General features: G+C 69.0%; 18 protein-coding genes and 3 pseudogenes. 8 read left to right on the top strand and 13 right to left on the bottom strand.

Annotated features, from left to right (window positions below):
- A partial coding sequence (locus AC5P09_RS46300) for a hypothetical protein (protein ID WP_493879697.1) occupies positions 1-231 on the bottom strand: 231 nt, incomplete at its 3' end.
- Positions 232-821: 590 nt separating this feature from the next.
- On the opposite strand from AC5P09_RS46300, the gene AC5P09_RS46295 reads away from it, so the two are divergent.
- Together AC5P09_RS46295 and AC5P09_RS46290 are read left to right on the top strand one after the other, a co-directional pair.
- Positions 822-2,612: a diguanylate cyclase domain-containing protein gene (locus AC5P09_RS46295; protein WP_493879696.1), complete on the top strand. Its 1,791-nt coding sequence runs from the start codon at positions 822-824 to the stop codon at positions 2,610-2,612.
- A gap of 867 nt (positions 2,613-3,479) precedes the next feature.
- Entirely contained in the window at positions 3,480-3,812 is a 333-nt protein-coding gene (locus tag AC5P09_RS46290; RefSeq protein ID WP_493879695.1) for a hypothetical protein, read from the top strand.
- Between the two features lie 77 nt (positions 3,813-3,889).
- Here the strand turns inward: AC5P09_RS46290 and AC5P09_RS46285 are convergent, their stop codons facing one another.
- Together AC5P09_RS46285 and AC5P09_RS46280 are read right to left on the bottom strand one after the other, a co-directional pair.
- The gene (locus tag AC5P09_RS46285; protein WP_493879694.1) at positions 3,890-4,438 is read right to left on the bottom strand and encodes an arsenate reductase/protein-tyrosine-phosphatase family protein; all 549 of its coding nucleotides are present in this window, start codon (positions 4,436-4,438) and stop codon (positions 3,890-3,892) included.
- Positions 4,435-5,919 (bottom strand): tyrosine-protein kinase domain-containing protein, encoded by a 1,485-nt coding sequence (locus tag AC5P09_RS46280; protein ID WP_493879693.1) that lies wholly within the window; start codon positions 5,917-5,919, stop codon positions 4,435-4,437. Before AC5P09_RS46280 ends, AC5P09_RS46285 begins: the two co-directional genes overlap by 4 nt.
- Positions 5,920-6,221: 302 nt before the next feature.
- Here AC5P09_RS46280 and AC5P09_RS46275 point away from each other — a divergent pair, with 302 nt between their 5' ends.
- Positions 6,222-6,896 (top strand): hypothetical protein, encoded by a 675-nt coding sequence (locus tag AC5P09_RS46275; protein WP_493879692.1) that lies wholly within the window; start codon positions 6,222-6,224, stop codon positions 6,894-6,896.
- Positions 6,897-7,021: 125 nt separating this feature from the next.
- Positions 7,022-7,906 carry a glutaminyl-peptide cyclotransferase gene (locus tag AC5P09_RS46270; RefSeq protein ID WP_493879691.1) on the top strand — a complete coding sequence of 295 codons (885 nt, stop codon included), beginning with the start codon at positions 7,022-7,024 and terminating at the stop codon, positions 7,904-7,906.
- A 75-nt stretch (positions 7,907-7,981) separates the two neighbouring features.
- On the opposite strand, the gene AC5P09_RS46265 is transcribed toward AC5P09_RS46270, so the two are convergent.
- From AC5P09_RS46265 to AC5P09_RS46250, 4 genes are read right to left on the bottom strand one after another with little or no spacing between them, the layout of a single operon-like run.
- Positions 7,982-9,175 (bottom strand): glycosyltransferase family 4 protein, encoded by a 1,194-nt coding sequence (locus AC5P09_RS46265; RefSeq protein WP_493879690.1) that lies wholly within the window; start codon positions 9,173-9,175, stop codon positions 7,982-7,984.
- Positions 9,162-10,142, bottom strand: coding sequence for a D-glucuronyl C5-epimerase family protein (locus tag AC5P09_RS46260; RefSeq protein ID WP_493879689.1), 981 nt, complete (start codon positions 10,140-10,142; stop codon positions 9,162-9,164). Before AC5P09_RS46260 ends, AC5P09_RS46265 begins: the two co-directional genes overlap by 14 nt.
- The gene (locus AC5P09_RS46255) at positions 10,139-11,362 is read right to left on the bottom strand and encodes a glycosyltransferase family 4 protein (protein WP_493879688.1); all 1,224 of its coding nucleotides are present in this window, start codon (positions 11,360-11,362) and stop codon (positions 10,139-10,141) included. The genes AC5P09_RS46260 and AC5P09_RS46255 overlap by 4 nt, the downstream gene beginning before the upstream one ends.
- On the bottom strand, positions 11,359-14,061 hold the full coding sequence (locus tag AC5P09_RS46250) for an O-antigen ligase family protein (protein WP_493879687.1): 2,703 nt from the start codon (positions 14,059-14,061) through the stop codon (positions 11,359-11,361). The genes AC5P09_RS46255 and AC5P09_RS46250 overlap by 4 nt, the downstream gene beginning before the upstream one ends.
- A gap of 203 nt (positions 14,062-14,264) precedes the next feature.
- Between AC5P09_RS46250 and AC5P09_RS46245 the strand changes: the two are divergent.
- The 3 genes and pseudogenes from AC5P09_RS46245 (at position 14,265) to AC5P09_RS46235 (ending at position 17,332) form a co-directional block, all read left to right on the top strand.
- A pseudogene (locus AC5P09_RS46245) lies at positions 14,265-15,406 on the top strand (UDP-N-acetyl glucosamine 2-epimerase).
- A gap of 4 nt (positions 15,407-15,410) precedes the next feature.
- On the top strand, positions 15,411-16,718 hold the full coding sequence (locus AC5P09_RS46240) for a glycosyltransferase family 4 protein (RefSeq protein WP_493879686.1): 1,308 nt from the start codon (positions 15,411-15,413) through the stop codon (positions 16,716-16,718).
- Positions 16,715-17,332: an acetyltransferase gene (locus tag AC5P09_RS46235; RefSeq protein WP_493879685.1), complete on the top strand. Its 618-nt coding sequence runs from the start codon at positions 16,715-16,717 to the stop codon at positions 17,330-17,332. Before AC5P09_RS46240 ends, AC5P09_RS46235 begins: the two co-directional genes overlap by 4 nt.
- Here AC5P09_RS46235 and AC5P09_RS46230 read toward each other — a convergent pair.
- The 5 genes from AC5P09_RS46230 to AC5P09_RS46210 form a co-directional block, all read right to left on the bottom strand.
- Positions 17,290-17,538 carry a hypothetical protein gene (locus tag AC5P09_RS46230; protein ID WP_493879684.1) on the bottom strand — a complete coding sequence of 83 codons (249 nt, stop codon included), beginning with the start codon at positions 17,536-17,538 and terminating at the stop codon, positions 17,290-17,292. The genes AC5P09_RS46235 and AC5P09_RS46230 overlap by 43 nt on opposite strands.
- 37 nt (positions 17,539-17,575) lie before the next feature.
- Positions 17,576-18,739 (bottom strand): DegT/DnrJ/EryC1/StrS family aminotransferase, encoded by a 1,164-nt coding sequence (locus AC5P09_RS46225; protein ID WP_493879683.1) that lies wholly within the window; start codon positions 18,737-18,739, stop codon positions 17,576-17,578.
- Entirely contained in the window at positions 18,732-19,364 is a 633-nt protein-coding gene (locus tag AC5P09_RS46220; RefSeq protein ID WP_493879698.1) for a sugar transferase, read from the bottom strand. Before AC5P09_RS46220 ends, AC5P09_RS46225 begins: the two co-directional genes overlap by 8 nt.
- A gap of 92 nt (positions 19,365-19,456) precedes the next feature.
- Positions 19,457-21,382, bottom strand: a complete 1,926-nt coding sequence (locus tag AC5P09_RS46215; RefSeq protein WP_493879682.1) for an SDR family NAD(P)-dependent oxidoreductase — start codon at positions 21,380-21,382, stop codon at positions 19,457-19,459.
- Positions 21,383-21,659: 277 nt separating this feature from the next.
- Entirely contained in the window at positions 21,660-23,159 is a 1,500-nt protein-coding gene (locus AC5P09_RS46210; RefSeq protein ID WP_493879681.1) for a DUF4012 domain-containing protein, read from the bottom strand.
- A gap of 529 nt (positions 23,160-23,688) precedes the next feature.
- Between AC5P09_RS46210 and AC5P09_RS46205 the strand changes: the two are divergent.
- A pseudogene (locus AC5P09_RS46205) lies at positions 23,689-23,928 on the top strand (IS701 family transposase); the annotation flags it as partial.
- On the opposite strand, the pseudogene AC5P09_RS46200 reads toward AC5P09_RS46205, so the two are convergent.
- Positions 23,928-24,647, bottom strand: a pseudogene (locus AC5P09_RS46200) (ISAzo13-like element transposase-related protein); the annotation flags it as partial. The pseudogenes AC5P09_RS46205 and AC5P09_RS46200 sit on opposite strands and share 1 nt — an antisense overlap.
- Positions 24,648-24,963: the final 316 nt, after the last annotated feature.

The following is a 24,963-nucleotide window of genomic DNA, read 5'->3' as shown; positions in this document are numbered from 1 at the left end:
CGGAGTACTTACGGGGAGCAGCCATGATCGGCATCCTTCCGGGTCTTCGATGTCTCCATCAAACCCGGGGCGATTCAACTCGACCCTGACCGGCTCTCCTTCCTCCGCGCCCTGCGCATCACTCGCCGCCAAATCACCGACCAGGCGGCCTTTCCCCCTGACCGCCGGGACATCGCCCGCCACGGCGCCACCGCTGAACTCCTCCAGCGCCTCAATCCCGAACGCCGCCACCGCACTTATCCCAGAGTCGTCAAGCGAGTCCGCCACAACTCCTACCGGGTCAAACGCCCGTACGACACTGGAACCCGACACGACCGTCCACGTTTCCTGGCTGCCGCGAGGCGCCATGGAGCGCGGTTCGAATAGCAACTGGCAGGGTGTCAGCCCATAGGGATAAATCCTTTCTTCGGGTGAACTTACCTCCTTTCACGGGGATATCCGCTAGACATCCCCCTATCCTCTTCTCGACTGGAGCAGACCGGACACGGTGTGCCTGCCCTCTTTGGGCTTGATGATCGTCGGGGGTTTGCGTGAGGTTGGGCAAGGTCAGCTGGTGGGGCTCGTTGCACGCCGTTCGTATCGGCTGGCCATCGGCAGCCTGTGGGCGGGGCAACACTCTCGGGCTGGGATTTGTGCTTGCGGCCGCAGTAAGCGCGGGCGCGACAGCGGCGCTGTTCATCCCGGCCGTTGCGGGAGTGCCGGCTGCGTATGGTCTGGCCGTCCTGTCTCTCCTTGGGCGTGCCCGGGCGGCCGCCGGACGGGTGCGTCTTCGCCTCGTACTCTTTGCGGGTTCTGCGGCAGCGGGTGGCCTTCACCATCTCGTGGTCGGTCAGCTTTCTTCCTCTCGAGGGGAGCCCGTTGGTGGCGTCCACTTCGTCCTCCAGCTGCTGGCGGTCACCGGAATCGTCTTGTCTCTGGTGGTGGCGGTCGCCGGACTGGTGCTCGCAGTTGCGGACCGCGGCACGACGCTGATCTGGCTGCGGCGAGTCCTGGACGGATGGGTGATCGCCGGTTCGCTGCTCACCGTGGGCTGGGTGCTGCTGCTGCATCGCGCCGACCGAAGCGGCGATGCGTTCGGTTCTTTGCAGGATCTGGCACGCGTGGTGACGGACATCCTGGTCTTCGGACTTCTGGTGGCACTGCGCTACTCCCTGAAGCGTCCTGAGCGCACAGCGACAACGGTGGGTGCCCTGGCGCTCGTCGCTTTGTCTGCAGGCGACATACTGCGCATCCTCATGCCGGCCCCCGGCACCTGGTACGGCATTCCTTGCGCGGCGGCCTGTTCGATCACTGGTCTGTTCCTCATCGCCGTGGCCCCATGGCTGACCGGAGGCACCAGCGTCGTGGACGTCGACCAGCGCCTCATGCCCGTCGTCGCGGTCGTGGCCGCTTTCGTGCCCGTGGCCGTCTGCGCCCTTGCCCTGGCAGCCCACACCATGGTCGGCGGCCACACCGACATGGCCCTCATGGTCCTGGCAGGCTCGCTGCTGGTCGCGCTTGGTATCCGGCAAGGCATCATCCACGCCGACCACCTTCACATCACCCGCGAAGCCACCACCCGGGAGGCTCTTTACCGCACCCTGGTCGACGGCACTCGCGACGTGATCACGATCGTCAGCCTGGACGGCCGCGTTCGCTACGTCAGTCCTGCCGCCTACCACGTCTTCGGCTACCGGCCCGAAGACCTGATCGGAGCCTGCCTGCCCCTGTACTGCCACCCCGACGACCTGACGCCGCTGATGCAGGCAGTCGAGGCGCTGCGGCAGGAAGCCGCATCAGGCATCCGCGGTCCCGGCCGCCGCGTGTCTTGCCGGGTCCGCCACGCCGACGGACGTTGGCGCCACGTCGAATCGACGGTCAGCCACCACACCGAGGGAATGATCTTCAGCAGTCGCGATGTGACCGAACGGCTCGCCCTGCAGGAACAACTCGAGCACCTGGCCTTCCACGACGCGCTCACCGGACTGCCCAACCGGGCCCTCTTCGCCGACCGAGTCGCGCACGCCCTGCGGAAACGGACCACTCGCACAGCCCCGCCCGCAGTGCTCTTCGTGGATCTGGACAGCTTCAAGGCCGTCAACGACTCGGCCGGACACGCGGTCGGCGATGCTCTCCTGGTCCACACCGCTCGTCGGCTCCAGGCATCCGTACGGGCCGAAGACACCGTAGCCCGCCTCGGCGGTGACGAGTTCGCCGCCCTTCTGGAGGGAGAGGCCGGGACACACCCCTCGCGTGCCAGAGACGTCGCCGAGCGAATCCTGTCCGCCCTGACACAGCCCTACCAGATCGCCGGCAAGGAGGCGCTCGTCTCGGCCTCCATCGGCATGACAGTAGCGCGCCCCGGCGTCACACCGGACGAACTCCTCCACCAAGCCGACAAAGCCATGTACGAGGCCAAAAGAGCAGGCAAAGGCCGCATCCGCATGCACATCCCCCCACCCCGCCAAACCCGCCACAGTCCGTCACCCGAGGCCCAGCGTGCAGCCATTCCTCTCCAGGCGTCAGACGAACCGGCTGCGCAAGACCCGCCGCCAGTCCATCAAGGCGACCGCAGCACACCCATCGCGTGGACACCGGTGCTTCCACACGGCGAACACCATGACGCGCTGTAGGCTCGCGTGGCCCGGAAACGGACTGCGCCCGACCGGAAAGCGAGGGGCCGAGTTTTCGGTCAGTGTTCGATATTAGCCGCCGGGGTGCGGACACCTCTGGGACTTGTCCGCCCGATCATGTGCGAAGCCGTCGCGCCGCAGCCCGCACTCGCTCGTCGCCCATATCGACGCATACCAGAAGACAACGCCTGCCAGACCTGGGAGGCGCCGCTGCCCAGCACCAGGAGCGTGCAGAGACGCAAGACCCGACTTCCGCCGGAAACTCAACAGCAGGAAGATGCCCTTGGACGATCTGCTGGACCTGTCCCGTCGGCAAGGCGCCGCGATCGCAGGGGCCCTCGCAGCCATTGGGACTGTGCAAAGTGAGATCAACCGTCGTGCCGCCTGACCAGCGTCACGCCGGTCTCGCGCCCACCAACTCCACAGCGGACGCTGCACCTCCCATACGGCTCCGATTGCCGCCTTGCGGCGGTCGCGCGGGAGTTACACCGAGGGGACAGAGCCTCATCAACGGTGGGAACACGAATCCGCGTACTACGCGCTCCGCCACACGGTCATGAACGGGCACAACCTCCGCTCGGGTGACCCGGCAGGCGTCGAGCAGGAGATGTGGTCACTGCTCACGCTCTACCAGGCCCTGCGCACCGTGATGGTCGGTGCCGCCGAGTCCCTCCCCGGCACCGACCCGGACCGCTGCTGTTTCAGCCTTACGCTCCACACCGCCCGCGACCAGGTGATCCAGGCCACCGGCATCATCCCCACGGACACCGATCGGGACACGCTCCTCGGGACGATCGGCCGTCGGATCCTGACCGGCCTGCTCCGCCCCGCCGGCAACGGGTCAGCACCCGCAAGGTCAAGTCACCGATGTCCCGCTACAGCGAGCGCCACGCCGACGGCCGCCCCGACACCAGCCGCACCGTCACCCGCCTCGACGTCACCGTCCTCGAACCCGTGAATCACTCACCCGCACTTCCCTCGGCGTCCCGGGACGACCGGCACGCCACCCCCGCCGCGCGGCGCCGACACCGCATCCCGGCCCTGCTCCAGGAAGACCCCACGCGTCTCTGGCAGCCCCGCGACATCGCCGCCCACTTCGGCGACATCACCCTGGAGACCATGTACAGACAACTGAATCGATGGGCCGCCAGTCGACTCATCCACAAACTCGGCCCCGGCCTCTACGCCGCAACACCATAGTCCCCAACCCCACTTGCGTGACCTGCGAAAACGCTAACTACCCGGCCTTGGGGTAAGGCCCAACCGCAACTGCAGTACTAATGACGCATCGCCCACAGCCGGACCAGCCCGCTCACCGCCCTGTCGATCTCCAGGGCACACTCGTACAGCTCCTCACGGGGCCTGCCCCAGGGGTCCGGGATGTCGTCCTCGGCCGGCGGGACTGGGGCCGCGGCACCGCGGCGGGTGGCAGCCGCTGCCACCACGGCCTCGAATCCGCCCCCACCACCCCCTGCGGCTCCCCCGTCCGCGAGCCGCACGAACTCCTTCAGAGTGAAGCAGCGCCGCAGCGCCGCCGGCGCGAGGCGCACGGCCGCCTCGCGGTGCTCGCGCGCGAGCCCGAGGACCAGCGGGGCGCCCGCCATGAGCTGTGCGGTGAGCGGGCGGGAGGCGAATCCGGAGCCATCAGCGCCCAGTTCCTCCAGGACCGCCCGAGTGGTGTCCTCCATACGGAAACGGTGCCACGCCTCCGTGCCGGCGCTCTCCGGCCGCAGGGCCGAGCCTGGCGGCAGCTTCGCCGCCAACAGGCGCTCTGCGAGCACCGAGCGGTACACGTTGCCCGTGCAGACGAACAGGATCCGAGTCATCTCCCGTCCGTGGGAAGAGTCACCGCGGAGGCGGCCGTCCCCTCCGGCGTGGCCGACGTACGCGGAGCGGGCAGCTCGCCGTACTGCCCGTAGGCGCCGTAGCGGCCATAACGGCCGCCCTTGGGAACCGGAGCCATGCTGAACACGGTGCCGAGCACGCGCGCCCCCACGCGCTCCAGCGATTCCGTGGCGGTGCGCACCTGGTCCCGGTTGGTCTTCCCGGCCCGTACGACAAGCAGCGCACCCTGGGTGAGAGAGGCGAGTCCCATGGTGTCGGCGACCGGCAGCAGCGGCGCAGTGTCGATGATCACAACGTCGTACACGTCCGCGAGCTCGCGCAGCACTTCTTTCATACGCGCCGAGGCGAGCAGTTCCGCGGGGTTCGGCGGCACAGCGCCGCTGGCGAGCACCGAGAGCCCGCCGGCGACCTGCTGCATCACATCCTCGACACGGGCTTGTCCGATGAGCACCGTGGTCAGGCCCCCGTCCTGGACGAGGCCGAAAGCGGGCGCCACGCACGGGCGGCGCAGGTCGCCGTCCACAAGGCAGGTGGAGACGCCTGCCTCGGCGAGGGAGCGGGCGAGGTTCATCGCGATGTTCGTCTTGCCCTCACCAGGCACCGAGCTCGTCACCACGATGATCCGCGGCGGATCGTCGACCTGCGAGAACTGCAGGTTGGTACGCAGTTTGCGGAACGCCTCGGCGCGCTTGGAGTGCCCGTCGGCACTGACCAGCGGCTGCCTTGGGGCGGTCCTGTCGTACGGGATGGTGCCGAGGCCGGGCAGAGCGGTGAATGCGCCCAGTGCCTCGCTCGTCTTGAACGTGGTGTCGAGCGTCTCGCGGAGGGCGACCAGCCCGGCAGCGAGCAGCAGGCCGCCGACCACACCCGCGGCCAGGTTCAGCAACGGGCGGGGCGATGTGGGAGAGGTCGGGGCGACGGCTTCCTCGGTGACGCCCAGGGAGACCGGGGAGACCGGTGGGACAGGCGCGGCATGCTCGGCCTTGTCACCCGTTTCGGGCAGTGTCGAGGGGGCCGGCTCCTTGGGGGTCTCCAACTGCTCGACGACCCAACTGAACCTACTCGCAACGGTATTGGCGATACGTGCCGCGCGCCGGGGCTCGGTGTCCCGGACGGTGATGTCGATGAGCACGGTCTTGAGCGGAACGACGGCGGTGATCCGGGACGCCAGCTCTTCCGGGGTGATGCGCAGCCGCAGCCGTTTCACCACGGGAGCGGTGACCTGACGGGTCCTCACGATCTCGGCGTACGACTGCACACGCGCCTGCGAGAACGTCTGTCCCTGGTTCAGATCGATGGTGTTCTCACCGGTGCGGGTAGCGACGAAGAGCTGCGTCCTCGCCTCGTAGACGGGGGTGCTCACGCTTGTCACGGCGAGCGCCGCCCCGACCGCGAGAACCAGACAGACCACGACCGTCGGCCAGCGTCTGGCAAGAGCCTTCAGGAATCCTTGGAGATCCAAGCTGCACCCCTCACGGGACTGAGGGAACCACCTGAATTGGGGCTTCTGTTCCCTATGGACGCAGTCGACCATAGGGACTCGGACTCTTCGAGCGAGGGAGCCACCCCCCGTGTCGCCCCCTCGAAAGACCCGCGACGCACACCGTGCGAGCCGGGACTCCCCCAATCCGGTGACTTCTTGCGCCATCAAACCAATAAATGTCGTTATGTTCTATTTGCGCCATGTATCCAGGTATTGGTGCCCACCCGAATCGCGGCCGCCGCACGACCAGGCCCGGACCCAAGTCGAGGAGATGGAAGAAGATGACAGCATCGCGCAGATGGCGGGCCGCTTTGGCATCGGCGGCATCGACTGCCATTCTCATCGCGGTACCGCTGATCGGGGCGCAGGCCGCCTCGGCACAGCCGTACCCGCCGTCGACCCCGCCCCTGTCCGTCAGCACCACCACGGTGACAGCCGGGGAGGAGCTGAGCTTCAGTACCATCCCCGGCGTGTTCGAGCCCGGGGCGGACGTCACGGCGCTGCTGGAATCACGCCCGGTCGTGCTCGGCCACTTCCGGGCCCGGGCCGACGGCTCGGTTGCGGGGACCGTGACCATCCCGGCGGACACCACTTCCGGCTGGCACGTCTTCCGGCTCACCTCCAAGCACCCCCACCAGAGTGTCGGCGTCAGCATCTACGTGCAGGGCAGCATGACGCCCACCCCGACCCCAAAGCCGCCCCACCACCCGGGCAAGCCCGGGCACCCTGACGAGCCAGGGTACGGTGGGCACCACGGAGATGGCGGCGGCCGCAACGATGCCCACGAACTCCCCGCAGCCGTCGAGCCGTCGAATTCGCCGAGATCGGACCAGAACGGCAAGGGGCTCGCGGCGACGGGCAGTGAACAGGCGCTGCTGATCGGCGGCACGGCGACCGCCCTGCTCATGGCGGGCGGTGGCACGGTGCTGGCCGTACGCCGTCGTCGCAGTTCCTGAAAGATCAGTAGGTGCACACGGCGGAACCACGGCGTCCTGGCCCGGGCCAGGACGCCGCCCGCTTGCCTAGAACCAGTCGTTCCGGCAACCCTGCGGCGGGCCGTCGCCGCACACTGAGACACGCCGTGCCGGCCATCGCGGCGCTCCTGGTCACCGGCTCCGTCTGGATCGCAGCCACCGGGCTGCTCACCCGATCGGAGCCGCTTACGGACCAGCGGGACGTCGAAGCGGTGGCCGACGATCCGGCCGGCCGAAGCCAGACGCACGTGCGACAGGTCGGCCCCCACCGGGTCGAACGCCTGCGAGTGAAGGTCCTCGAAGCCCTTGCCCACGACCCGAAATCGTTCACTCAGGGCCTGGAGATGGCCGGCGGCACGCTCTACGAGGGCACCGGGCTGTCCGGTCAGTCCTCCGTGCGGTCCGGGTCCCCTGGCAAGCCACCCAGGGTGCACACCAGCCTTCCCGCTCCTCTCTTCGGTGAGGGGATCACCCTGCTGGGTCGGACCCTGTGGCAGCTGACCTGGCGGGACCGGATCGCCATCGAGCGGGACGCGACGACACTGAGGGAGCTGCGCCGCGTCCCGTACCCCGACGAAGGCTGGGGCATCTGCTTCGACCGCGGCAGGCAGCAGCTGGTGACGAGCGACGGCTCGGCACGACTGACCTTCCGCGATCCGCGCACCCTCGCGAAGAACGGTGAGGTCACCGTGACCGAAGACGGCCGGCCGGTGACGGGAGTGAACGAGCTGGAGTGCGCCGACCACGCCGTCTACGCCAACGTGCTGCCCACCGAACGCATCGTGCGCATCGACCCCATCACCGGCGCGGTGACGGCGAGCATCGACGCCTCGGGCCTCCTGCACGCCGACCAACTCGTCCCCGGCTCCACCCTGAACGGCATCGCGGCCGTCCCCGGAACGGGCCAATTTCTTCTAACGGGCAAGTTCTGGCCCAAGATGTTCCGCGTCGCCCTTGTTCCGGCACAGCCGCCGAGCCGCACCACCCGCTGAACCGGACAGTGGGCGGTGGCGCCTTCCGGCACGAGGTACTCACTCCTCGTTGCCCCCCGCATAAGCGGGTCTTGATCACACCGCCCCCGCGCGGGCCACATCCCTGTACAGCCGTTCGAGTTCCGCGACCTTCAGGGAGCCGCGCTCGGTCTGGCTGATCAGCTTCCGATTGGACAGGCGATCAGCTTCATCCAGTGGCCCCGCGCTTGAGAGAGCGTCGGCCAAGGTCCTGACCAGCGGATCGGGAAGCAGGTCCGCCAGCAGGCCGTCCTCCACCAGTTCTCGGTAGGGCGCGATGTCGGAGAGCAGCAGCCGGCATCCGGCAGCCGCGGCTTCAAGCACCGATGAGCTTCGCTGGTCGGCCTGGGGAACCGAAATCGCCGCATCGCTTGCGCGCATCAGGCTGAACATCTCGGCCTGACCGAGTGGCTGATCGATGACGGCGACCCGGCCGGCCAGATCATGTGCCCGGGCACGCAATAGCGCGAGATATTCCTGCTGCGCGCGTCTGGCGGCGGCATGAGCCGGCTGGTGACCCGCCACCAACACGAGGAACAGGTCAGGCCGGACCCGTGCGACACGGGTGAATGCCGCGAGAATCTCGTGGGTCCGGTACACCTCCGACGTGCTGCGGACCGACAGCGCGACCGTGGCTCCGGCCGGAATGCCGTACTTCGCGCGCGTCAGCCGGGGATCGGCGTCGTTTCCGGCATCCAGCAGCGCGTCCGGTACCCCCCAGGAAAGGACCGTGATCCGTGAAGAGAGGACCCGGTATCGGCTCGCGACCAGCTCAGCCACCTCCCGGGAGGTCGGCACCACGCGTGCGGCCCGCCGGAGCGCCAGCCGAGCGACCAGCGCCCGGCCGGAACGCCAGTCCGCCGCACGCAGTTCGGATCCCCACGGAGTGATCACCACCGGCACTGCCGGGTGGACCGGCAGCAGAAGGGAGAGCGCCCCGTGCACCCCGAGCGAATGGACGTGGATGACATCCGGCCGCGCCCGGCGTACCTCACGGCGCAGCCAGTGCCCCGCGCGCAGCACGCGCAACGGCCGGCACGCTCCGCCGGGGGCGGACACGGCTCGCCAGCCGTCGGAACCCAGGCCCGGCTCATGCCAGCTGCAGACCGTCACCTCATGCCCCAGCATGGCCAGATCGTCCGCCCATCGCCGGGTGTGCGCCGACGTGGCCGACGCGAGCAGGACGACGCGCAGCGGCGCGGCCGGCGCATCGCACATGCCCAGCCGTCGGGCCTGGTCATGACCGGGCACGGCGCTCCTTGAGTACGAACCGGCCCTTGCCCGCCGCAGCCCGCAGCCGGCCGGCCGGACTGCGCGTGTAGCGGTCCCACGCGATGGCCACCGCCGGCCATCGCGGGTCGGCGAGCACTTCTCCGGCCGCGGTCAGCAGCGCGACGTGCAGGCAGTGGTACGCGAAGCTGGCGGGCGCGGTGTGCCGGAGGTCGTACCTGGTCCAGTACCCCAGGTCGAACGCGGCCAGCGAGTCGCGGAGCCGGTCCGCCACACGCTCGTGGGCAGTCCCGCTCTGATGCCGGCTCAGCTCGCAGAGTCCGAAGAGGGCGAAGACCGCTCCGTTGAGAATGTGACTGACCGGGTCCGACGGGCATTCCTCGGGAAAAGGGCGCCCCAGGTGATCGCAGTGCGAGCAACCGTCCGCGTCCAGCGGCCGGAGCATCAGTTCCACCGCACCCTCGCTCGCATCGAGAAGGGACCGCTGGCCGGTCGTGGCGTATCCGCGCAGCATCACAGACACCGCCAGGCCCTGGGCCATGGCCGAGTACCAGCCCGGGCGCACCCGGTACCGGGGCAGCGGTACCGGATATCGCCAGCCCCATTGCTGTCCTGGCTGGCGCGCAGCCATCCGGCCTGGGTCAGCAGAGCCTGGATACCCGTCGGCCGTTCGTCCGGGGCGGCCGGGTGCCGGCTGCCGGCTGCCGGCGAGCGCGCCGGTGTGCTGTGCGAGCACATACAGGGTGACCGAGACCGGGTTTCGGTAGCTCGCGCCGGTCGCAGCACAGGTCACCACCAGGCGCTCGTGGTCGAGCACGTTCCCGGCGGTCATCGGCCGCAGGTCGAGCGGGTACCTGCCCGGCTGGTCGGTCGGCATGTCACCCGGCAGCGTCGTCGCGGCGGCCGAGAGACTCGGCCGCCGCAGCTCGCGCACCGCCTCCCCCGCCATGCCGAGCAGCGTCGTTCCGGTCCGTGTACCGTCCTTCACGCTGGATTCTCCCGGCGGAGCTGCCTGCGACGCCCTCGCGCGGCCAGTGCCTGGTGGTACAGATCGTTCACCTGACTGACTGTCTCGGCGATGTCGAACTGCCGGAGGGCGAGTTCACGTCCGCGGCCGGCCATGCGCAGACGCGCTGCGGGATCGGCGACCAGCGCGGTCACGGCCTGTGCCAGTGCCGCCGGATCGGCGGGCGGAACGAGCAGGCCGGTGCGGCCGTGCTGGACGGTGTCCGGCAGGCCACCGACCTCGGTTGCCACTACACCCTTACGCATGAGCAGCGCCTCCACCACGGTGTAGCAGGCGGATTCCTCCATCGACGGGTTCACCAGTACGTCCAGCCCGGCCATGACCGAGCTGATGTCGGACCGGAAGCCGGTGAACCGGATCCGGTCGGCGACACCGAGCCGGGCGGCGCGGCGTTCCAGCTCGCGCCGGTACGCCCCGTCACCGACCAGTTCGTCGCCGACCACGAAGAATTTGGCATCGGGGATGTGTCGCAGGATCAGCGGAACGGCGTCGATGAAGACTTCGTGCCCCTTGACACCGACCTGACGAAACGCCCGCGACTTGCTCGGATACATGTACGCGACCATGCCGATGGTCGGCGTGTCGGCGGCGAGCCCGAACTCACGGCGGAACGGCTCCGGCGAGGTTGCCGGATCGAACCGGTGCACGTCGCAGCCGTAGTAGCTGACCGCCACCGACCGCGCCCCCATGGCCTGGTAACGACGGGCGATCGCCCGGCAGGATCCGAGCACCAGATCGTCCCGGCGCAGCGAAAGGCGCTCCAGGATCCAGAAAGGCGCCATCCGTAGATGCACCACTCCCGGAACCTGCGACACGACCAGCGCCGGCCGGTAGGCGGCCGACGCCACTCGGGCCACGAGCTTGGCGATGATCAGATGCGAATGGATGACATCCGGCCGGTATGCCCTGACGAACTTCATCAGCCGCCACTGCCCCGCCGTCAACGCTGGCAGCTGCCTGATCCGACGGGGCAGTCCGAACGGGATGATTTCCACCCGGACGCCGGGGATCCCGCGCAGCCGGTCGGCGAGCGGGCCCTCTCGGGGCAGTAGCGCGCACACCTCGTTGCCCAGCTCGGCAAGGCCCCGCACCTGGTCGTGGAACCAGCTTCCGCCGACGGCGGCCGAGGTGATCTGCAGGATGCGCAGCGGCCGCCGCCTCCCGGTCGCGGACGTGCTCATCGGACCACCGGTGCCTGCGCGCAGGCCGGAGTCGGCTTCGCGGCCAGGATGATCAGCATCAAACCGGCCAGCAGAGGGGGGAGCAGCAGGACCTCGCCGAACAGGGAGCAGACCCCTGCACCGACCATGGCCAGCAGCGCCGCCTCGCCCGCAGGGTCACCGGACCGGGCCGCGTGCAATGCCCGGCGGGCGCCGAACAGGACAAGCGAGCCGATGCCGACGATGCCCACCAGGCCGGTCTGCGAGAGCACTGTCAGGTAGATGTTGTGCGCGAAATTCAGGGACGGGACCTGTAGGAGCATGACCTCGTAATCACCTGTGGCTTGGTAATAAGCGGGCAACTGGCTGGCGAAGTTCAGATATCCGACACCGAAAGCCGGGTGGGCCTCGAATATCCGCAGGGCGCTGCTCCAGAGGTCAAGCCGTACGGCAGAGTCGGCGTCCAGAGTGCCGCCGCCGAGCATCGTTCCGAACCGGGCCGCGATCGCGGCGGGCAGCAACGGCACCAGGCAGGCCGCACCGAAGCCCAGGGCCAGGACGCCGCGCATTGACCTGCGGAGGGCGTAGAGCGCGACGACCGCGATTCCCGCCAGATAGGCCGCACGGCTCAGCGAGTACGCAACTCCCAGGGCGAGCACGACGACTCCGGCGCCGGTTGCCAGTCGAGGCAGGCGCCCTCGGACGGCCGGATAGCGCCCGAGCAGGACTGCGGCCGCCATGACGAACAGGGCACCTACGGCGTTGTGGTTGGCCATGGCCTCTTGGGTCATAGCCACAGCGGCGGTGACGACAGGGGCGAGATCCGTCCTCGTCGCGAAGACGGAGTCGACGTGGAGGATCTCGATCACGGCGAGAACCACGCTGCCGCAGCAGAACAACAGGAGCGCCCGGTCGAGAGCCCGTCCAGGTTCGGCGACCAGTGGCAGCAGGAGCAGCGGCGCGCACATAAGCAGCAGGTACTGCCATGTGCCGGCATCCTGCGGATCGGTGTCGCCAAGCACGGCGCCGGCGACCACCATGTAACCGACCGTGCCGACGGTGGTCAGGACGCCGATCAGCTTCGGCCGCGCGATCCCCCGGCCGGCGACAACACGGCCCAGCAGGCAGATGAGCATCAGAGCACCCAGCACTCTTGGGGTGATCAGCGAAGCGCCGACGCCGGACTGCGAGAACGGAATCGCGGCCGCGAGCACATACAGACCCGCGTCCCGGATCATCAGACAGGCCAGCGCGATGGCCACGAGCCCGGCGGCGGGGTGGTACGCCGTCGCGAGACAAGCGGCACCCGCCGCGGTCAGGAGCCCCGCCGCGACCATGTCTGCCCTACCGGCCAGGCCGGACCTCGCCGGCCTCGGGTACGCGCCCCGCCAGCGGTCGGCGACCGTCTGGACCGACCATCGCTCAGCCGACGGGCGCGCAGGGGCAGCTGATCTCTCCTCGATGACCGGCTCGGCCGTAAGCTCCCGGCGGGCGCGGACACCCAGCCAGGCGCCCCAGCCAACCAGCGCCGCGACCACCAGGTATCCGGCCGAGTCGGCCACGCCGGCACCGACCGCCCCATAGTGGGGGATCAAGGCTACGAGCAGCGCGATGTTGACGATCGCGCCGATCGCGGTGGCCACGATCACCGGCCGGAGCAGGCCGACGGCCGCCAGATACGGCTGGATCGAGCGGGCCGCGCTGAACAGCACGAGTCCGGGGAGCATCGCCCAGATCACCGGCACGGCATCGGAGTACGGCTGCCCGTAGACCGCTGGGATCAGGACCGGTGCGACTGCCGCCGCGGCGGCTGCAGCAAGAGCGGCGGCAGCCAACACGGTCCGTGCGATTCTGGCCGTCGCCCGCGCGTCCACGGCACCCGACGTAACCGCGGGGAACATCACCAGCCCGACCGCCGTCGGCAGCAGGAGCAGCCCCTCGGCCAGGGGCAGCGCCACCGCGTACGCGGCGACGGCCGTCGCCCCGGCGAGCATGTGGATCAACGGCACGTCCAGGCGCAGCATGCCGTATTGGATGAGATCCGGGAAGTAGGCCCTGATGGCGAAGCTGCCAAACGTGCGGGCGGACAGGGGTTCGCCGTCGGCGTGGACGCGGGTGGTGGCCGCGATCAGCAGGATCCCGCCGCAGAGCAGCTGCCCGGCCAGCGCCGACAGGAAACAGCTGGTGGGAGTCAGCGATCCCACGGCGAGAAGGCCGCAGACTCCGGCGAGGTAGCAGGCTGCGGGGACGGTGCTCACGAGGTTGTAGATCGCGACCCGGCCACGTCCGATCTCGGCCATACCGAGCAGTGTGGTCAGCAAGGTCACCGGGCACATGGTGGCCACGGCCACCGCAAGCGGGAACGGCACGCCGAGCAGCACGGCCGGCCAGAGGTGACCGAGCAGCAGCCACAGCCCCGGCAGCAGCGAACCGGCGACCAGGGAGAACGCCACGCTCCACCGGACGATCTGCCGGAACGCGGTGTGCGAGGTTCCGGCGAAGCGGGCATTGGCGTTGTCCACGCCCAGGACCGTGACGACGCTCAGCACGGCGGGGACCGACATCATGACCGCGAAACTGGCCCTGCCGGGCACCCCTAGGGCCCGCGCGGCGATGACGCCCGCCGCGAAGGTCATCGCCGTGGCCAGCAGCCGCGTGGCCAGCGTTCCTCCGATCGCCGCGGGACTCACCCCCGGCAGCCGGACGCGGAGACCTTTCATGATCGACTGCACGAGGGAACGGCCTCCGGAGTCGCGAAACGGATCGGTATTGCAGGGGCGGCGGATGTTCTCGCGGCCTCGGCACGCACAATGTAGCGGCACGAGTCGCTAAAAGTAGCAAGTCGACCACGCAGAGTAGTAGCGTTTCTCCACGTCGAGCCGGTCATCGCCGGCATGCACATGCGTCGGGAGGGCTTTCCGGCATGGACGGCCCGGTAAGACAGGGGAACGCCGTTGTGAAGGTGCTCAGCGTGGTCGGCGCACGTCCGCAGATCATCCAGCTGGCGCCGACCGCGTGGCAGCTCGCCCGCCGCGGCGACGAGCACCGGATCGTGCACACCGGCCGGCACTATGACCACCCGCTGTCGCAATCCTTCCTCGACGAGCTCGGCGTCCCGCCTCCGGACGTGAACCTGGAAGTCGGCTCGGCCAGTCAGCAGACTTCGAGGATGCTCGCAGCGCTCGATCCGGTACTCGCGCGGGAGCGCCCGGACTGGGTACTGACCTACGGCGACACCAACTCCACCCTCGCCGGAACGCTCGCGGCGGCGGCACGAGAACTGCCCATCGCGCACCTGGAGGCGGGCCTACGGTCCTTCGACCGGACGATGCCCGAGGAACGCAACCGGATCGTGGCCGATCATCTGGCCGACCTGCTGCTCGCCCCGACCACGGTGGTGATGGCCAATCTGGCCGCCGAGGGCCTGACCGCTCGATGCTGGTCGGCGATCTGATGGTGGATAAGCTACGGATGATCAGGGACCAGTGGGCGGCGCCGGGTGGAGAGCGGCTTTCACCGTTCCTCACCGGGCATCCGGGGCGGTACCTGATCGCCACCGTGCACCGGCAGGCAACCACCGACGATCCGGACCGGCTGGCCGCGGTGGTGACCGCGCTCGCCGCATGCCCCAAGCCCGTTCGGCTGCTGGTACACCTACGGCTTGCCGCCAGAGCCCGGCAGTTCGGCATCGACCTGTCGGGTGGCTCACTGCGCGCCACCGACCCGCTGCCCTGCCGGAGCATGATCGCCTCGCTGGCCGGAGCCGACGGGCTGATCACCGACTCCGGCGGCCTGCAGAAGGCCTTTGTGCTCAGGGGTGCAGCACACTGCGCGCCGAGACGGAGTGGCCCGAGACACTGCAAGGCGGCTGGAACATCCTGGTGCCCGATCCTCGAGAGCTGCCGACGGCAGTGGCCAGGCCTCGGCCGGCCGGCGAGCCGCCAACACCCTTCGGTGACGGTGAAGCCGCCGTCAGGATCATCGACGTACTGGGGTCACGGGCCCACGACGAGCGCATTGCTCAGCACGCCGTCAGATGCGACAGGACGGCTTCGAAGGAGGTGAGGACATGAGGATCTGGATCTTCAACCACTACGCGGCGCCACCGGACTGCGCCGCCGGCACCCGGCATTACGAACTGGGCCGAGTGCTGGCGGCGAAGGGGCACGACGTCACCATCTTCGCCAGCAGCTTCAGCCATTTCAGCGGGCGCGAGGAACGGCTCGCGCCCGGCGAGAAGGTGGCCACCCGGACGATCGACGGCGTCCGCTTCGTCTGGGTCCGCACGCCGCCCTACACCGGCAGCGGATACCGTCGCGTGCTGAACATGGCGCATTACGCCGCCCGGGTGCTCTCGGCGCAGCGCGACCTCAACCGGCCGGATGTGATCGTCGGCTCGTCCGTGCACCTGGCCGCGGTGCTCGCCGCCTGGCTGGCGGCCCGCGGCCGCCGTACCCGCTTCGTCTTCGAGGTGCGCGATCTGTGGCCGCAAACACTGATCGACATGGGTGCGCTGCGCGCGGACGGCCTGCCCGCCCGACTGCTCCGGCTGGTCGAGTCCTTCTGCTGTCGGCGTGCGTCCGCCGTGATCTGCCTCCTGCCCGGTGCCGCCGACTACCTGGAGGCTCGCGGTGTCCCGGCCGGCAAGATCCATTATGTGCCGAACGGGATCGCCGACTTCCCCCGGCCGTTGGATCCCGATCAGCCGGCCGACCCGATCGTCGCGGCCCCCGGGAACCAGGCCGCCGACCTGATCGACCGGATCAGGCGCTTGCGCAAGGACGGTTGTCTCACCGCCGGCTACATCGGCTCGCACGGACCGGCCAATGGGGTGGCGACCATTGTCGCGGCCGCGGCGGAGTTGCGAGCCGCCGGCCATCCGCGGATCGCCGTGGTGCTGGTCGGCGACGGCCAGGAGAAGGCCGCGTGCCAGCGGCTCGCTCACCGGCATGGCCTGGACAACGTGCTGTTCTGGCCGCCGGTGCCGAAGCAGGCCGTGCCGGCCGTGCTGGCCGAGCTGGATGTGACGCTGTTCTGCCTGCGCGATGTCGCGGTCTTCAAGTACGGCCTGAGCAGCAACAAGCTGTTCGACTACTTGGCGTCCGGCAAGCCGGTGCTGTTCGCGAGCAACGCGCCCGGCGGCCCGGTGCGCGAGTCCGGCGGCGGCGTGTGCGTGCCCGCCGAGTCACCGGCGGACATGGCGGGCGCGCTGGCCGGGCTGGCCGCGATGAGCGAGGCCGCACGGGAGCGGATGGGCGAGCGCGGCCGCCGCTGGGTCTACCAGCATCACGGCATGACCGCGCTGGCGGGCGCGTTCCTCGCCGCGGTATCGGAACCGGCGCGGCGCGGGGGTCCGGTGACGGAGGCGCGGCTGTGACGCTGCACATCGTGGGCGCGGGCGGCTTCGGCAGGGAGACGCTGGATGCGGTGCGGGCGACAGCCCCAGCAGCCGAGGTGGTTTTCGTGGACGAGCACCCGGCAGCCACCACGGTCGACGGCTGCCCGGTGCTGCTGCCCGGGCAGTTGGCTGCGTCCGGCGGGCAGCGGGATGAGTTCGTGGTCGCGATCGCCGACGCCGACGCGCGCCGCAGGCTGGCCGGGGAGTTCGAAGACCGCGGCCTGCGAGCGGCGACAGTGATCGACCCGCGTGCGGTTGTCTCCCCCGGCGCCAGGATCGGGCGTGGCTGCGTTGTGCTGGGTCAGGCGTTCATCTCCACCGGCACCGTCACCGGCGCACACGTCCAGGTCAACTACCAGGCCAGCATCGGTCACGACACGGTGCTCGAGGATTTCGTGACGATCCTGCCGGGGGCCAACATCGCCGGCAACGTGACCATCGGCGCCGGGTCCACGGTGGGCAGTAACGCCGCCGTGCTGCAGGGCCGGCGGATCGGGCCGTCCGTCATGGTCGGCGCCGCGGCTCTGGTGACCCGCGATGTCGCCGTCGGTCAGCTGGTCGTCGGCGTCCCCGCCAGGGCCCGGGAGCCCTGACCGTCCGGTTCGATCACGGGATCCCCAGCACCCAGCGTCCGCGCAGATCCCCTGCAGGAGTCCACGTCCAGCGCGAGCGACTGGTGCAGGTCCGGCAGCACGGGCAGGCCGGGCACCGCCGTGCCGCCGGTCAGGTCCCGATCGCGGGCCGTGACCAGACGCACACCGGGCAGCGCGGCCAGGACCTGGGCGCGGTTCTGGCCCATCGCGCCCAAGTCGTATACGCCCGCTCGTGATGCGCGGTCACCGGGCACCGACCGGCATCGGCTGATCCGTGGCATTCGGCAACGCGGTTGCCCGGCCGACGGCGGTGGTCACCGCGTCGGCGATCTCGGTCACCTCGGCCTCGGCCAGCCGGTGGTGCACCGGCAGCGAGAGCATCGCCTGGGCGACGGCCTCGGTCACCGGCAGTGCCGCGGCGTCCCCGGTGCCGCCGTCCCGCCGGGCGAAGATCGGCTGCCGGTGTACCGACGGGAAGTAGATCCGTGCTTCGATGCCCTGGTCCAACAGGTCGGCGAGCACTTGGTCGCGGACGCCGGGAAGCAGGCAGGTGTAGAGCATCCAGCTTCCCTGGGCATCGGGTAGCTGATGCGGCGTCGTCAGGCCGGGCAGCCCGGCCAGCCGCCGGGTCAGTGATTCCGCGATCAGCTGTTTGCGCCCCAGGATGCCGTCCAGCTTGCGCAGCTGCACCCGGCCGATCGCGGCCTGCATCTCGGTCAGCCGCCAGTTGTACCCGAGGCTCTCATGCTGGTACAGCCCGGTCTGACCATGGTTGCGGAGCAGTTTCAGCCGCTCCGCGACGCCCGGGTCGTTGGTCAGCACCATGCCGCCCTCACCGGTGGTGATGTTCTTGGTAGGGGTGAAGCTGAACATGGCCGACCGGCCGAAGGTGCCGACCGGTCTGCCGCGGTACTCGGCGCCGGCCGCCTGCGCGGCGTCCTCCAGCAACGGCACGCCGGCCGCGCCGCATACCCGCGCCAGCCTGTCGAGGTCACCGGGCTGCCCGGCGTAGTGGACGGTCATGACCGCCCGCGTGGCCGGGGTGATCCGGGCCGCGACCGATACCGGGTCGAGGTTGAACGTCCGTGGGTCGATGTCGGCGAACACCGGGGTGGCCCCGACGTGGCACACCGATGTCGCGGTGGCGACGAAGGTCATCGACGGGACGATCACCTCGTCGCCGGGGCCGAGGCCCTCGGCGAGCAACATCGCATGCAGCGCGGCCGTGCCGGTGCAGAACGTCACACCGAACCGCGCCTGATGCCGGTCGGCGAACTCCTGCGCGAAGGCCTCGTTCTCCGCGCCGTTGGTGAGAACACCGCTGCGCAGGACCCTGCGTACCGCCTCACCCTCCTCCTCACCGAGGTCGGGACTGGCAAGCCGGATCCGGACGTTGCTGTCAGCCACCTGAGAGCATCCCTTCTGGTTTGCGGGCGATCGGATCGTTGTCGTGGCTGGCGGTGGCTCCGCCCCCGGCCAGGACCGTCCAGACGGTGAGGAACAAGATGGCCAGGTCGAGCCGGAAGCTCGGGCGGAGGACGTAACGCAGATCCCACTCGATGCGCTCCGGCCAGCTCAGCCGCTGTCGCCCATGCACCTGCGCCAGGCCGGTCAGGCCTGGGGTGGCCAGCAGCCGCAACTGCTGACGATCGGTGTACCGGCTTACCTGGTAGGGCAAGGTCGGCCTGGGCCCGACCAGGCTCATCTGTCCGCGCAGCACATTGACCAGCTGTGGCAACTCGTCAAGGGACGTGCGGCGCAGTACCCGGCCGACCGCGGTCACCCGGGCAGTATCGGCGTCACCCGGTTTCTCCGCGCCGGCCGGAACACTCCGCATCGTGCGCAGTTTCAGCAGGACGAACGGGCGGCCGTCGCGGCCGACCCGCTGCTGCCGGAACAGTACGGGTCTGCCATGCGCGAGCAGGTGCGCCAGCGCGGCGATCGCGCAGAGCAGAGCGGCCGGCACGATGATCAGGCTGACCACGACCAGGTCCAGCGGTCGCTTGCCGCGGTACGACCTGCGGTGAGGCACCCGGTCGCCGACCCGGGCGCCGCCGGGCGCTGCAGCGGGCGCCTCCGGGATCACCGGGTCTGCCGGGTACCGGCCTGGCAGAGGCGGGGCGGTCATCTGCTGGCCTCCGCTTTCCCGGGCTGGCCGGGCTGGCCGGGCTGGCCGGGCAGCGCGGGCTGGCCGGCCGACTGCTCGGGGCCGGGTGCGACGGCGAGACGCGCCAGGGCGGCGCGTACCTCATCGGCATCGGTGAGGTGACCGATCCCGATGACCTCACCGGCATCGAGTACGGGCACCGGCACCTGCCTGACCAGCGGATGCCTCGGCCGGTGGTCAGGCTCCCCCTTGCCCAGCAGGTCCTCGGTCAGCTTTTCGCCGGGCCGCAGCCCGGTGAAGACGATCTCGACGTGCCGCGATGCCGAGGCGGCCATGCGACGGGCGAGGTCGACGATGCGGACCTGGTCTCCCATGTCAAGGACGAGGACCTCACCGCTCTCCCCGACGGTCACGGCCTGCAGCACCAGTTGGACGGCTTCGGTGGCTGTCATGAAGTAGCGAGCGACCTGAGGGTGAGTCACGGTGACCGGGCCGTCCGCAGCGATCTGCGCGGACAGCGAGCCGAGCAGCGAACCCCGGCTGCCCAGGACGTTGCCGAATCTGACGGACACCCAGGTCCCTGGGAATTCACCGGCCATGTGGGCGGTGAGCCGCTCGGTGATCCGTTTGGAGGTGCCGAGGACACTGACCGGGTCGGCCGCCTTGTCGGTGGAGACGTTCACGAACGACCGCACGCCACAGGCCGCAGCCGCTTGCAGCACGTTCAGCGTGCCGGCCACGTTCGTCTTCAGCGCCTCGGCCGGATACCGCTCGAGCAGCGGCAGGTGTTTCACCGCCGCCGTGTGGAACACGATCTCGGGGCGGGACTGCGCGAAGACCTCGCGGATGCGGGAGGCATCTGTGATGTCGGCGAGTACGACCTCGTCGGAATCGAGCAGCGCACGGCCGTGCAGCGCGAGCTGGATCGCGTGCAGAGCTGATTCGTCCCGGTCGAGCATCACCAGCGACGCGGGACCCAGCCGGTGCAACTGGCGGCACAGCTCCGAACCGATCGAGCCGCCGGCGCCGGTGACAAGGATGCGGCGTCCGGCGAATTGACCGGCAGCCGATTCAAGGTCCAGCCGGATCGGATCGCGGCCCAGCAGCTGAGTGATCCGCGGGTCGCGGACGTCGTCGATCCGCGCCGGTCCGGCGACCAGTTCCTCAACGCGCGGAATCACCTTCGTGATCAGCCCGATCGACTCGGCCAGCGTGATCAGCTCGCGGATCACTTGATCGCCCCGGCACCCGCCGGCGATCGCGATCACCATGACCGTCGCCCCGGTCTCGGCAGCGACCTCCGCGAGCCGGTCCCGCCCGCCGCGCACACGGATACCGCAGATCCGCAGTCGGCGCTTGCCTGGGTCGTCATCCAGCAGGGCAACCGGTTGGTACCGCGCGCCAGGCTGACCGATCAGCCGCTGCACCAGTTGCGTTCCGGCGCTGCCCGCACCGAACACGATCACCTTGACGGCGGTCGGCGCGGGCCGTCTCGGCCTGCGCCGGATGGCCGCGACTGCGGCCCTCACGGTGATCATGGCAAGCACGCCGACCAGGGCGGCGAGGCCGGCCACGCCTGGCTTGTCGCCCACCAGGGGAAGCCCCGCCTGGCAGATGCCCTCCAGAAGGAGCCCGGTCAGCCCGGCGGAGACCAGCACCGCGCTCAACTCCGCGCCGGTCTCGGCCTGATAGCGCCCGGAGTAGAGCCCGCACACGGCCCCGGCCAGTACCGCTGCTGTCGATGTGACAGCACAGATGATCACCAGATCGCCTGGTCCGACGAGCGGATCGGAAGCGCCGCTGGTGGTCAGGCCGGCAATCAACAGGCCGCAAGTCCATGCGATCGCGTCTATGGCGGCTTGCACCGCCGGTCGGCGGTACCGGGCGGCAACGCCAGACCAACCACCCGGCACAACGCGGCTTTCCTGTGCGGTGTGGAACACCGCAGGATGAACCGCTGTCAGCTTGTCGTTGCCCGCGCATTCCCCACGCAAGGTGAACCCCGATCAGCAGGTTGTCATGTGCCAAAGACCTATTCCGACACTTTGCCGACGGCATGTCCACGGACGCCGCCGCATCCTTTTGGGTGGATCAGAATATTTCTTGTGTTCTGGCAGACTTGACTTGCTGTGGGTACGATTTCGCTGCTCGGCTGGATGAGTCCCGCTGCACCCTTCTTGAGCGGGCGTGCGCCCCTTGAGGTTCACTCAAGCGGCCCGACTACTTCACGCACGGCTGGATACGCACCTTGGTGGTCTGCGGCCATGCCAACGGCTGCAAGGGCACCACGGGGGCGCGGTCCGAAGCCGGTTCCAGCAGACGAATGTCCACTTCTCGCGTCTGACCGGGCAGGAGTTCCACCTGCGTCCCGAGTACGGGGTGACCGCGCTCCTCGGTCGACGACAACAGAAGTCGCCGCCCGTCCAGGGTCCCACCGGTGAACCGCGCACCGGAACTGGCGTACAGCGAAAGCCAGATGCTTGTGGACCCCCGGAGGTGTGAGCGCCGGGGATCGTCGGAACGGAGAGGTACGAGGGCAGGCAGGCCCGCAGCGGGAGCGGTGTTTGTCAGCCTGATTCGCACCATGCTGGAACGGGTACCGCCCTCGCAAGGACCAAGCTCGTAGGTCAGCGACCGCCGCAGATAGTAGTCCATTTTGTTGCCTGCGGAATTGTTGACCACGAGATAGGCGAACGGCCCTGTTCTCTCGGGGACGTCGCCGGCCAGCCCGGCTTCTTCGAGTGCCGACTCGGTGGAGGCATCTCTGCTCCACACACGCAGTCGGCCGTCGTCGGCGTTCTGCCGCAGTGTGTGGAGGAGGGCCACCGAATCATGGTGGTGACCCAGCAAGGCAGCAGCGACTGACTGTGCGAGCTGTACCAGGAAACGCTTTCGTTCGATGTTGCTGTACGACGCGTAAAGGGTGCTCTCGGTGAGCTCTACGGTGTTATCCGCCGTCAGCTGCTTTCCGTCCGGAAGTCGGACCGGCCCCGTGGCTCTGAGGACACGGGCGAGTCCCACAGGATCGGTCGCGATGGCCCCATCGAGACGCTGCCCCGTATGCCGCTGCCACAAGCCCACCCAGATCTGCGCCGCATAGGGAAAATGAGCGGACAGATTGGAATTGGCCAGCCCCTGCGTGCTCTCAGCAGCTCCGTACCGGCGGTCGAACGCCGGTCCGAAGTTCGCCACGGGGGTGGAGGTGCGCGGCAGCGTGTCATCCGATGCAAAGTCGTGCAAAGTGATGCGACCACGGTCGGCGGTCAAGATACCAAAGGTGCCTACGAGGCCACCGGTGCCCCGGGCCTCGGCATTGTTCTGGAAGGCCAGAAAGTAGGAGCGTGGCCCCGAGGCACCCAGAAGAGGCATCAGCAGCCGCGTCGTCGCCTCCGCCTCGGAGACCGAGTCGGAAAGGCGTGCCACTCTGTCGGACAGCCGCTGCCGTGCCATGTCGAGGCGACCGACCACTGTCGAGCCGGGCAGGCCATTCAAACTCGTCTCGATTCCGGTCAGCTGACGGTCCACATTCCCCAGCAGGTCCGTGGCAGCCGAAAGCCGACGGAGGTCGACGCGACCGTGGGACACGATCCGGCCGGACGCGAGCATCTGATGCAGTCGCACAGCCTCCGGCAGCACCCCGGTGGCCATCTCGTCGGCGGCGACACTCAGCCCCCGGGCAGAACGGAGCGGTGGACCCATCAGTGGGAGGCCCTCGGCCACGCTCCACACCGGCGTGCTGGCCGCGCTCCGGGCGGCAGCTGTGTGTCTCCGGATGTCGCCCAACCCCTCGGCTGAGGGCCGGCGATGACGGGCCATCTCCGTTTGCAGTCGGTCAGTGGCCACCTGAGCCGCAGCAAGATTGCTCTGGACCGCGCGGACCTCCCACACCAGGAAACCGGCCGACGCCGCGGACAACAGACCGACGACTCCGGCAACCCAGAAGAAGGCTCGGTGGCGGCGCCGTAACATCAGAGCCGCGAATGCCCGCGCACTCTCCACAGCGCCCTTCCGGCTGCACGTTGGGTCCTTCTCTGCCTTCATTGCCTACCCATGAATCGAAGGGCCCACCGGAACCAAGCGTTTGGATTGGATCAGTAATGACAGTCACCAGGACGCGTTGCAAACCTCACCGCGCCAGGTGGCGGGAAACTCGGTCCGAACGGCCTAATACTGCATCCGCAATTGGTGTGACGGGTGGTCGGGCTGCTCGTTGAACTGGGCACGGGTTGGGGACGTCACGGTTGATGAGGTGCACCGCTGGGCGGCCGGCCTGGACGCTCTGCATGCTCGTGTCGATGGGGATTTCCGTCGGTCGGAGCCGCGTCGGCGTCGAGCAGGCTGGTCAGCTGTGCCCGGACGGCATGCAGCGGTTGCTGAACCAGGCCGACTGGGCTGCGGATGCGGTCCGGGCTGGAGTTCGTGGCTTCGTGCCATCAAGAGGGGCACCCGCTCGGTCGGCGTACAGCGGCAGTACACCGGCACCTCCGGGGCTTGTCCATAAATAACTGTCAGAGTTGACCTGTTGGGGTGTCCTCCACGGACGTCAGACGAGTTTGCAGTTGCTGGAGCGTGCGCGCAGGTGAGCCAGGTATCGGTGTGACGGCAACGCGATGCAGGTCGAGAATTCGGTGGCCGTCCTGGAACTGGTTGGACAGGTTGGTGCGTGTGACGCTCAGCATCTGGGCCATCAGGGTGCTGGTTACGGCCTTGGCGGCGCAGGAGTGCGGCAAGCAGTCGGTGGAAGTGGTCCAGGCTGCTGGTCTGCGGATGGAGGTAGCCCCGGGGGCGGTGGAAGCGACGCCGGAAGGCTGCCTCGGCCAGGGCGTCCCAGTACGGTTCCGAGACCGCCACGAGGTGTGCGAACTCCGAGCGAGCCATGCCGGTCAGCGTGGGATCGGTGAGCATCAAGGTCATGGCGGGATCGATCGGCCGACGAGTCGCCGGTTCTTCGGAAGGGCTTGGGGGATGCGGGGCCAGGGTGTAGTTCCAGTTGCCATGGAACGCATCGGGTGTGATCGGCAGGGCACGGAACTCGGCGGTCGTGACGGTGGTGCCGAGGGCGTAGTCGCCAGTGTCCAGCTCGGCGCCGATCCTCAGCCCGGTCGCGGTAGTCGTTGCGGCGATCGTCTCGAGCACGACTTGGTAGCTGGTCAGCGGCCGACCGCGCCAATTGGCGGTGATATGGCAGAACATCCGGTGGTGAAGTCGGCCCGGGGCGCGGTCTCGTCTTTCGATCGAGCCGTTTCCCCGGAGCCGCTTCCCGCATCCGGCGTGCGGCTCTCACCGCACCGGGCGCTCCACAAGTCCCGTTCAACCATGGACAGTTGTCTTCATCCGGTGGTCGGCCAGGGTGAAGGGATGACCGTTCCCCGGTATCGGTAGCGCGTGGTGCGCACTTTGCCGGGATCGAACAATGTCCGTTCCTCTCCTGATGGCCACCAACCTCCTGTCAAGCCCCGGGTTTCGTGGAGACTGAGTTAGCTGGCTTTCTGGAGTGACGTGGGGGGTTCGACCGCGAGGTAGT

It is taken from the genome of Streptomyces sp. a15, from assembly GCF_059026085.1.
This window is presented reverse-complemented; position numbering and strand designations above follow the sequence as displayed.

Bases quoted from the DNA above. Each gene is read 5' to 3' on its own strand.
- AC5P09_RS46290 (WP_493879695.1), top strand. From the start codon at position 3,480: ATGTCCCGCTACAGCGAGCGCCACGCCGACGGCCGCCCCGACACCAGC.
- AC5P09_RS46285 (WP_493879694.1), bottom strand. From the start codon at position 4,438: ATGACTCGGATCCTGTTCGTCTGCACGGGCAACGTGTACCGCTCGGTG.
- AC5P09_RS46275 (WP_493879692.1), top strand. From the start codon at position 6,222: ATGACAGCATCGCGCAGATGGCGGGCCGCTTTGGCATCGGCGGCATCG.
- AC5P09_RS46255 (WP_493879688.1), bottom strand. From the start codon at position 11,362: ATGAGCACGTCCGCGACCGGGAGGCGGCGGCCGCTGCGCATCCTGCAG.
- AC5P09_RS46250 (WP_493879687.1), bottom strand. From the start codon at position 14,061: ATGAAAGGTCTCCGCGTCCGGCTGCCGGGGGTGAGTCCCGCGGCGATC.
- AC5P09_RS46240 (WP_493879686.1), top strand. From the start codon at position 15,411: ATGAGGATCTGGATCTTCAACCACTACGCGGCGCCACCGGACTGCGCC.
- AC5P09_RS46230 (WP_493879684.1), bottom strand. From the start codon at position 17,538: ATGGGCCAGAACCGCGCCCAGGTCCTGGCCGCGCTGCCCGGTGTGCGT.